We start from the raw sequence: 10,046 nt of genomic DNA on the forward strand, positions 1-10,046 counted from the left end.
AAATTGTTTTCGCGAAGGCAACGAGCCAATCACAAGCTTGCTTGTAGTTGGCGACTGCCCGCGAACCAGAAGAAATTCGCATAGCGATTTCTTCTGGTTGTGAAACCGACATCAAAGCAACCATTGTTCGATGTTTTTGAACTTCGTAATTACCTGATATTTTTAAATATGAAAGGAAACAAAAAATGGAAATAAATCAGGAAACCATAAAAATTCAGCTTTTATCATTGGCTGATGAGAAGTACCGAAAATTTTCGAGCACGCTGTCGCCGGGGGCTGAAAATATTTTGGGGGTGCGGGTGCCGGTGCTGCGCACACTGGCCAAGGAAATTGTCAAAAATGACTGGCAAAGCTATTTGAAAACCGCCAGGGATGATTCCTATGAGGAAATCATGCTCCAGGGAATGGTCATCGGTCTGGGCAAAATAACACTGGAACAACGTCTGACTTTAATCAAGGCCTATATTCCCAAAATCAACAACTGGGGTCTCTGTGACAGCTTTTGCACCGGACTTAAATTTACTAAAGACCATAAAGAAGAGGTATGGCAGTTTTTACTGCCATACCTCCAATCAGGAGAAACCTATGAAATTCGTTTTGGGGTGGTGATGTTTATTGCTTATTATGTGGAATTGGATTATCTGAAGCAGATGTTTAGTCGCTTCGATGCCATTGACCACGAGGACTATTATGTGAAAATGGCAGTTGCCTGGGCCATTACCAGCTGTTACACAAAATATCCTGACCAGACCATGAGTTATCTGAAAGACAATGCTTTAGATGATTATACCTTTAACAAAGCACTGCAGAAAATCACCGAGTCACGGCTGGTTAATCAAGATCAAAAGACTATCATTCGCAGCATGAAACGAAAGGCATAATAGGCTTATTCATAGCGCAGAGCATCAATGGGATTTAGCTTGGCAGCCTTATTGGCAGGGTAATAGCCAAAGAAGACGCCAATGGCCATTGAAAAACAAAGGGCGATGATCATCGGTACAAGCGGCGGCGTAGTGGGGAATTTAAGCAGCGTACTGCCCAATGATCCCAACCCGGCGCCGAGAGCAACCCCGATCAACCCGCCAATGAGACAGATAATAATAGCCTCGATGATAAACTGGCTGCGAATGGCGGAATTTCTGGCGCCTAAAGCCTTTCGAATCCCGATTTCTTTGGTCCGTTCGGTGACCGATACCAGCATGATGTTCATCACGCCAATCCCGCCAACCAGCAAAGAAATGCCGGCAATGACTGAGATACCAAGGGACAGAGTGCTCAACATGGTGGTGGCTTCACTGACCATTGCTTCCATGCTTTGGACATCAACGGTGTAGTCGGACAAGGCTCCCATTTTTTTGGAAAAATAGTCCTTGGTAATAGCAGCAAAGGAAGCGGAGTCGGTATCAGCGGTTGCCATTATAGTAAAGTTTTCATAGCCAGGGGGAGTGGCGGCAGATCCGGAATTAAGCGACATTGCTGTGGTAATCGGGATAAAACACTCGACCCGGGTATCATCACCCATATTGAACAATGGATTGTCAATCACAAGTTTTTCATAGACGCCAATAATGGTATAGGTTTCAGTGGTGGTTTTGGTTTCGACTGAAACATCCATCCCAATCGGATCACCGTTGATCCCAACCATCTTGTTCCTTAGGGTGGTATCAATGATAATAACATTTCGGGAACTTTCCATATCCCGGTTACTGATAAACCGGCCTTGGACCATATTGACATTATTAACGAGACTGTAGTCGGTGCTGGCACCAGTGATACTGACGTCTTTATGAATATAGCCACTGTTAAGCTGGCCGGAACCCATGCCGGTGGAGAGACTGATGGCTTTAATCTGATCAGCATGGGTTTCCTTAAAGCCGTCAAGTTCTTCCTGGGTGATGTAATCTTCAGGCTGAAGGGTGGATTGGGTATCGTAATTTTTAGGCGTTAGGGATACCATAATATTTTTTCCGCCGATTTTATCCATGGTGCTGGATACAGAACCCGTCATCGCAGAGCCCAGGGTCGAAATGGCCATTACAGAAGCGATTCCGATGATGATGCCAAGCATGGTTAAAAGGGCACGCATTTTATTGGCTCTTAAACCCTCAAGGGCAAGCCGAATATTCTCAAAAAGATTCATAACAGCCCTCCAATTGATTTTTCCCATTCATGCGATTTTCAATAATGGCACCGTCAAGGAGTTTTATGGTTCGTTGGGTCTCCAGTGCCAGCTCGTTATTATGGGTAATAAGAATAATGGTTTTGCCCTGTTCCTGATGAAGACGGTGAAAAATATCCATTACCATCCGGCCGGTATGGGTATCCAGGGCACCGGTTGGTTCGTCGGCAAGAATAATCGCCGGATCGTTGGCCATGGACCGGGCAATGGCCACCCGCTGTTTTTGTCCGCCGGACAGTTCATTGGGACGATGGTGGGAACGATCTTCCATACCCACTAATTTAAGCAGCTCTTTGGCCCGCAGATTGCGCTCGCTTCGGGATTTCCCGCCGTAAAGCATGGGAAGGGCCACATTGCTGAGGGCAGAGGACCGGGGAATCAGATTAAAGTTTTGAAACACAAAACCGATTTTTTTATTCCGGATTTTTGACAGACCCTCATCTTTCACATCTTCCATGGGAAGATGATCAAGAAAAAAACGTCCGCTGGTCGGTCGGTCCAAGGCGCCCAGGATATTCATTAAGGTAGATTTTCCAGATCCGGAAGCCCCGACAATGGAGAGAAACTCGCCATCATAAACATCAAGATCAATGCCATGAAGAATTTCCAATTCATTGGGTGTTCCCAGATAGTAGGTTTTCACAATTCCTTTCATTTCGATAATTTTTCTACTCACTTTAAACCACTAACCCTTCTTCAAGGGTAACCGCGGTACCAGGCGTAACAGTCTGGGGCTGGGCAATGACGGGCATACCCGAAATAAGCTGATCACCTGAAATTTCGATTTGAGAATCTGTTTCCATTCCTGTTGTTACCGGAATGGATTCAACAGAAAAGCTGCCGGGGGTATCCGGGTTCTCTTTGGCAATATAGATACTTTGGGCACCATTGCCATCAGAAACCAGAACATCGAAGGGAACCGTGAAAACATCCTTTTTTTCTGCACTGACAATGTTCAAACGGGTATTCATACCAATTTTAAGTCCGGTGATATCACCGGTCAGATCAACCTCGATGGCAAATTCGGCATTTTTGGTGGTTGATTCGGTTTTAGTGTCACTTGAAATGGCCGTCGGAGCGATCATAGTCAGGTTGCCCTGAAAGACCTTGTCGCCAGTGGCATCAGATTTTACCATTACGGTCATATTGTTTTTAAGACTATTTACATCTGCTTCTTTTACTTTTCCTTTAATTTGCAGGTCATCAGTATTTTGGATGACAAAAAGGATGCCGTTGGCGGGTGTATCCTTTTTGGCATTAATGGTGGTAATCGTACCAGATCCTTTCGCTTTTATATTGGTATAGGTATCGGTATCTTTATTATAGAGTTCGCATAACCAATCTCCATTTCCCACCCATTCACCAACAGAGACATAGATTCGATCAATATTGTCATTGCTGCTGTCAGAAATGTTAACAAGTGTATTGCTTTCAACAACGCCGGTTGCCGAAATGGTGTTTTGCAGGTTTCCCATTGCAAGTGGGGTGGTTTTCACACTCAGTATATCTGTTTTCTGGCCATTGGCAAAAACTAAACCGCCACCAACTAAAACGACTACTCCAATAATAATACCGATAATTAATTTTTTCTTCTTCACAAACTTCTCCTCTAACGTAATTAATATGATTCTCTAAGTATAAAGGATAAATGTTAAGATCTGGTTACTTAAATTCTTAAGAATTCTTAACAATGCAACAAAGATTCTATAATTGGCTATCTTGTATTAGAAAGATAGTACAAAATCTTTTATCAATTATTCAGACTGCCGACAAGTAAAAAATAAGTCCCAGGGACAATCGTAACATCAGTTGTCGGCATCATGGCGAACAGGCGGAGCCTGTCCGATCATGCAGCCGACAACGATTTACCATTGTCCCCGGGACGGGTTTGTCACCAAACGCTATAGTCAATATCCATCGTCTGTTTTTATTGATTGGATCGGCAGTGAGAGTTCAACCTTAAACAGACGGTGAAGCTGATAATGCTCAATCTGGCCGATATGTCGGGCAATGATTCGTTTACAGGTATCTAAACCAATGCCATTGCTGTCAATCGGAGTCGTGCCATTAAGTTCCGAATTTTTTTTTATTTTGTTGCGCTGCACAATGCATAACTCATTTTTGTTGAGGATCAGTCCCAGATCAATGGGTTTACTGGGATCCGCATATTTTATAATATTGGATATCAGATTATCAAAAATACGGCGAATTTGTTTGAGGTCAACAGTTAATGAGAAATCCTGATCAATGCAATTTTCCAGAACAAATTTAAAATCCGCTTCTTTTAAAGAAAAGCAAAATTCTTCAACGATTTGAGCCAGGAGAATATTCCCATTATAGGTTTCAAAATGAAAAGGTACCTGATCATTGTCAGCTAATGCATGTTCAAATAGACTGGTGATTAAACCATTAATCTGGTGAGCCTTTTCCAAAGCCGTATTCAGATAAGATTTTTGCTTAATCGGATCGTTTACCTTGTCATCCCGGATGAGTTCCAAATAACAAATAATAGATGTTAATGGGGTGCGGATATCATGGGATACCGAGGTAATCAGCTGTTGATTTTTTCGTTTGGCTTTATCTTCAGATTTAATTTCCACATCCAGGGCTTTGCGCATTTCATTAATGCTTTTAGCCAGAGAAGACAGTTCATCCCGGCCGCGAATGGGAATAGTATAGTCCATGCTGCCGCCCTCAATAATCTCAATACCCTTTTGAATTTCATTAATATAAAGTATTTTTCGTCCCAGCAGCGACAGAAAAAAAATCAGCATAAAGACGCAGGGAAGTACACTATAAAAAATAATGGACCAAAACCCAACAATAACAAACCAGGGTTTTATGAGCGTGGTGATCAGGATCATAAAAAGCATGGAACAGGCAAAAGCAATGGCCATATATTTAAAAAGAGTGAAGCCCAGTCGGGGCAATAGGCGCGGTACTTTTTCCGGGGTTGAATGTTTATCAGTCAATGTAATAACCCTTTCCCCAGGCGGTTTTAACATATTGGGGTTCCCGGGGATTTTCTTCGATTTTTTGCCGGAGATTACGAATGTGAACCATAATGGTATTGCTGGCCTGATAGAAATAAGGCTCACGCCAAATACTTTCGTATAGGTTTTCGGTGGAAAAAATTTTTTTAAGATGGCTAAGCAGGAGTTCCAGGATCTGATATTCAATGTCAGTGAGGTTGATAACCCTTTGATTGCGGGTTAAAGTTCTGGTATCCAGATTAAGATTTAGATCTCTAAGGGTCAGTTGACTGGGGGAGGTAATAATTCCGGAGCCCTGATAAACATAAAACCGCCGGAGCATCGATTTTACCCGGGAAACAAGTTCGACATAGGAAAAGGGTTTGGCGAGATAGTCATCGCCGCCCACCGAAAAACCCATAACTTTATCCGAATCCTGGGTTTTAGCGGTTAAAAAAAGAATCGGAACCGTGCTTTTTTCACGGATCTCCACACAGGCCTTAAAACCGGATTTTATGGGCATCATCACATCTAAAATAATAAGATCAATGGTTTCATCCGTAAAATCCACAGCTTCCTGGCCGTTTTGGGCACTGACGATTTCATAACCTTCGGCTGAAAGCAGGATATTTATCAATTCCAGAATATCCGGACTGTCATCAGCAACTAATATTTTTTTTATTCCTTGATCATTCATTGCAGCACCAACCTTATTGACGTTAGGATTTTAAGTGAAAATATAGTTCTTAGATAATAGATAAAGTAATGGGACAAACCTCTTTGGGTCTTTTTATTTCATCAAGTTGTGACCAAGGGGTCAGACCCTGTGCATCAAGGCGAACAGGCAGACCCTGTGCATCAAGGCGAACAGGCGATAGCCTGTACGATCTTGCAGCACACAACGATGAATAAATGGACCCAAAGAGGTTTGTCTACACGCTGGGAGCTGATTGCGGTTTCTATTCATAAATCGGTAGCGAAATCTCAATCTTAAATAAGCTGTTCAGCTGATGATGGTTGATTCGGCCCTGATGTTGCAGAAGAATACTTTCACAATGTTTTAAACCGAAACCGATAGACTCAATGGGGATTTCCCCAGAAACATCAAGAATTTTTTTTGTTTTATTGCGCTGAACGATGCGCAACTCATTTTTGTTGAGGATAAGGCCAAGATCAATTGGTTTGTCAGGGTCCGCATATTTTAAAATATTGGAGACCAGGTTGTTAAAAATTCGGCGTATTTTTTTAAGATCCACCTTTAATGAAAAGTCTCGATCAATACAGTTTTCCAGGACAATTTTAAATCCGGCCTCTTCCAGAGAAAAAGTCATTTCATCAAGAATCTGCGCCATGATTTTATTTCCGCTGTAAATTTTAAAATCGTATGAAATTTCATTGTTGTCATCCAGAGAATGTTCGAAAAAATTATTGATCAGCCCTTTAATCTGGCAGGTGTTCTCAAGGGCTGTAGTATAGGCATTTCGTTTAATGGGATTCTTTTCGTTGAGATCGCGTATTGATTCCAGATAAGCAATGATAGCCGTTAAAGGGGTATTGATATTCTGGGAAACAGTGGTAATCAATTGATGATTTTCCTGATTGAGTTTTTCTTTTGATTTTATTTCTGCATCTAAGGTTTGTTGAAGTTCATTAATGCTTAAGGCAATGGCAGACAATTCATCATTACCTCGAATGGGAAGATTGAAGTCAATACTGCCTTCTTCAATGATTCCCATGGACGCTTTAATATCGTTGATATAACCGATCTTTGGTCGCAAAAGTGCCATGAAGACGATGACCATTAAAATATAAGGAAGAATTTGATAAAGCATACTTAACCAGTAATTGTCACTGATAAAAGCTGGGGGTGTAATAGTAATAAGCAGGAAATTAAAAACCATGGCGACCCCAAAAGCAATGACCATATCGATCATAAGGGCTGAACCCAGTTTTGAAAATAAATAGAATTTTGTTTTTTGGGCTATTTTTATTTGCTGATTATTGTGATTGGCTGAATTATTTTTTTTCAATGGCGTAGCTCCTTCCCCAGGATGGTTTTATGTTTATTGTAAACCGAAATCAGAGATTATGCAACTGAAGTAGTGAAGATGCCCTTAAAGTAAAGAAAGAAAATATGTGGCAAGGTGGAATTCAGATAATAATAAGAAAAATTTAGTAAACTATTTTAAAAAGTTAGGTAATTCTGAGAGTCCGTGAGCTTTACGATCAGTTTCACACGAAACAATTTTTACACTGCACGTCGGACAGTTCGTTGAACTGTTCGCCTACACGTTACAAAATCATTTGTGGAAACTAATCGTAAAGCAACAATTGTTCGATGTTTTGGAGTTTTGCATGTAACTATTAAAAAAGAGAAAAGGAGAAGTTATGAAAAAAAGATTGCTATTGGTGCTTATAGTTGCACTGGTCCTTGGATTAACCGTAGGTTGCACAAGTCCATCCGATGAGAAAAATGAAGATAATGCGGCTCAAAATACCAGCTTTAATGCGGTGATTGACGAAGTAAGCGAAACAGAACTGCTCGTCACAGTGACAGATGATGACACATTTGACCGGGCCAGAGTAAATCTTCAGGGAATAACCCTTGATTTTGTTCCTGCAGTTGGCCAGACTATTTACCTCACGATTTCTCCCCAGGTGGGCATGAGCGATCCGCCTTTTGTTAATCCCATTGAAATTACCTTGGTTAAGTAGCAAGGTTTTATCCTATTTGAAAGAAATTTGGGTTTAACTCTGGGTTGAAATAGGGTATAATAAGTTTTAGTTAACGATGAGGAGAAAATCAATGAGTTTATATGAAGAGTGGAAAAACTACATAGAAGAGAATTCCAAAACTGAAGAAGCACAAAATGAGTTTTGGGAGAAATACTGTTCGGATGAAAAAGTGTTATACCAAAAGGTTCTGGGCAATAAGACCCAGGTTATTGAAGGTAAGGTAGAAGATCTTGCCAAAGAAAATAATATGATCACTTCCCAATTTATGGGATTTTTAGATGGGATCAATGATAGTCTGGTGACATCATTGGACCTGGATGCAACAGAACTGGATACAGACATTAAAATTGAGATTGATTATGAAAAGCTTTATAAAAACATGCTTGCTGTTCCGGCAGAATGGCTTTATACTCTGGAAGAATGGGATAATATTCTGACAAAAGAGCAGCGCATTGAGCTGGAAAAGGAACACAAGCGTTCAAAAACCGTGGTTAATGAACTTAAAGTTGGACGTAATGATCCCTGTCCCTGCGGATCCGGCAAAAAATTCAAGAAGTGTTGCGGTCGATAGTGTCAAACTGATTTTAAAAAGCCATAAGCTTAGGAGCGAATTCCTGTGTTTATGGCTTTTTTGTGAGCTATTTTTTAAGGGTTTCATGAAGATACAGCAGCGTAATCATTGAGAGTGAAATATCAGGGGTGAATTTACAAAGAAAGGGCCTCATCTTTTCCGAGGAAAGATCACCTCGGATACTTATAAAAAGAAGATAAAAACTAATGAAGCTGAAGCGTTTGAAGTTATTGGCAGCCGGTAAGAAAAACTCCTTTAATATTTTAGGATTTTCAAGGAGGGAAAGATTTTCTCCTAAAAGAATATTCAGTTGTTTTAATAGAGCCTGAAAGAAGAAATCGATGGAATAATTTTCCAATCGAGGTACCCCCAGGCTTTTACCGGTAATTTCAAGAAGTGATAGAACCAAAGGCCGGTTTCGAAACGATGTCTTTTTTAGCAGGTTCTCAAGCGCGGCGGGGATATCATTCTCATCGGGGACCTCATGGATGTCAAGCAAAGCCAATAGCTTTGCCTGCTTGCTTTGATCCGATAAGGGCGTACCCAGTTTGGCTTTGAATTTTTCTAAAATAGCATTATTTCTATTTAAATCCAGATAATAATGTTTGCCTACCAGGGCACCAAAGGTTCTCATGCCATCCAGATAGCCGAGCTGAATACTCTGCTCGATGGTCTTAGAATTGAAATCCAGGGTGCCGCCTAATAATTGGGAGTTGCTGACGGTGGTAATTTCTATATTTTTGGCCCGAACCGATTTTCGAAGTCCCAGAGCGGGGAATTCCACTGAAATAATGTTGTTAAAGTTTTGTTCAGCCATAAAACCAATGGGGACATTGTCAAAAAAACAGCCATCGAGATAGGTTTTACCGTCAATTTCCTGTTTTTGAAAAATAGGAAGCGCAGCACTCGCCAGTAAATAGTCAATAAGCTGTCCATGGGGAATGTCTTCAATCATTAATTGGCGGGGCTTAAGGCTGGTAATATCCACGGTTACTAATCCAAAGCGAATGGGTGAATTTCTAATAGCGTCCTCGGAGACTAGACGGGTGAGATTCTCCCGCAAAGGCGAAATGTCCAGACCATCCGAAAAAAGCACATGTAAAAAACCGGTGCGAAATATCTCAAAACTTTCTTTTGACCAGTGTTCAACATAATTATTCGTCATGGTTTTATTGAGATTCAAAACATGGCTGATGGTAATGTTTGACCAGAATTCCATGGCAATGTCATAATTATTCTGGGCAATCATAGCCGCATTGAGTGCCCCCACCGAGGTTCCAATAACTGCCCCCAGAGGATAATTACACTCTCGCAGCGCTTTCCAGACACCCATTTCAAACGCACCTTTGGCACCGCCACCACTGAGAACCAGACCATATTCCGATTGAGACATTTTTTCTCCTCTCTGTACTAAAAGATAGGCATTTACGATACTGCCGTGAGCTTCGCTGCCAGTTTTGCACGAAACAATTTCTCCACTCTACGTCGGACACTCTTCGAGATGTCCGCCTCGACGTTACAAAATTGTTTGTGAAAACTGACATCAAAGCAGCATTTGTTCGATTTTTTGAGTTTCGTAATTATCGGA

10 protein-coding genes are annotated in these 10,046 nt (G+C 41.3%); 3 read left to right on the forward strand and 7 right to left on the reverse strand.

From position 1 onward, the window contains the following. The first annotated feature begins 185 nt into the window (after positions 1-185). Positions 186-881: a DNA alkylation repair protein gene (locus AKG39_RS17235; RefSeq protein WP_050741642.1), complete on the forward strand. Its 696-nt coding sequence runs from the start codon at positions 186-188 to the stop codon at positions 879-881. A gap of 5 nt (positions 882-886) precedes the next feature. On the opposite strand, the gene AKG39_RS17240 is transcribed toward AKG39_RS17235, so the two are convergent. From AKG39_RS17240 to AKG39_RS17265, 6 genes are all read right to left on the reverse strand, one after another. Continuing rightward, a complete protein-coding gene (locus tag AKG39_RS17240) occupies positions 887-2,140 on the reverse strand; it encodes an ABC transporter permease (protein WP_050741643.1) in 1,254 nt (417 codons plus the stop codon). Next, positions 2,127-2,855, reverse strand: coding sequence for an ABC transporter ATP-binding protein (locus AKG39_RS17245; RefSeq protein WP_083439647.1), 729 nt, complete (start codon positions 2,853-2,855; stop codon positions 2,127-2,129). Before AKG39_RS17245 ends, AKG39_RS17240 begins: the two co-directional genes overlap by 14 nt. 1 nt (position 2,856) lies before the next feature. Continuing rightward, positions 2,857-3,777: an efflux RND transporter periplasmic adaptor subunit gene (locus AKG39_RS17250; RefSeq protein WP_050741644.1), complete on the reverse strand. Its 921-nt coding sequence runs from the start codon at positions 3,775-3,777 to the stop codon at positions 2,857-2,859. A 309-nt stretch (positions 3,778-4,086) separates the two neighbouring features. Further along, on the reverse strand, positions 4,087-5,151 hold the full coding sequence (locus AKG39_RS17255; protein WP_160316217.1) for a HAMP domain-containing sensor histidine kinase: 1,065 nt from the start codon (positions 5,149-5,151) through the stop codon (positions 4,087-4,089). Further along, positions 5,144-5,848, reverse strand: coding sequence for a response regulator transcription factor (locus tag AKG39_RS17260; RefSeq protein ID WP_115028183.1), 705 nt, complete (start codon positions 5,846-5,848; stop codon positions 5,144-5,146). Before AKG39_RS17260 ends, AKG39_RS17255 begins: the two co-directional genes overlap by 8 nt. A gap of 262 nt (positions 5,849-6,110) precedes the next feature. Next, positions 6,111-7,181 carry a HAMP domain-containing sensor histidine kinase gene (locus AKG39_RS17265; protein ID WP_050741646.1) on the reverse strand — a complete coding sequence of 357 codons (1,071 nt, stop codon included), beginning with the start codon at positions 7,179-7,181 and terminating at the stop codon, positions 6,111-6,113. A 358-nt stretch (positions 7,182-7,539) separates the two neighbouring features. On the opposite strand from AKG39_RS17265, the gene AKG39_RS17270 reads away from it, so the two are divergent. Next, on the forward strand, positions 7,540-7,866 hold the full coding sequence (locus tag AKG39_RS17270) for a hypothetical protein (protein ID WP_050741647.1): 327 nt from the start codon (positions 7,540-7,542) through the stop codon (positions 7,864-7,866). 91 nt (positions 7,867-7,957) lie between these two features. Continuing rightward, a complete protein-coding gene (locus AKG39_RS17275; RefSeq protein WP_050741648.1) occupies positions 7,958-8,458 on the forward strand; it encodes an SEC-C metal-binding domain-containing protein in 501 nt (166 codons plus the stop codon). Between the two features lie 67 nt (positions 8,459-8,525). Here AKG39_RS17275 and AKG39_RS17280 read toward each other — a convergent pair whose 3' ends face one another. Beyond that, positions 8,526-9,851 (reverse strand): patatin-like phospholipase family protein, encoded by a 1,326-nt coding sequence (locus tag AKG39_RS17280; RefSeq protein WP_050741649.1) that lies wholly within the window; start codon positions 9,849-9,851, stop codon positions 8,526-8,528. Positions 9,852-10,046 lie beyond the last annotated feature (195 nt).

The sequence above is a fragment of the Acetobacterium bakii genome (genome assembly GCF_001263355.1).
Classification (GTDB): domain Bacteria; phylum Bacillota; class Clostridia; order Eubacteriales; family Eubacteriaceae; genus Acetobacterium; species Acetobacterium bakii.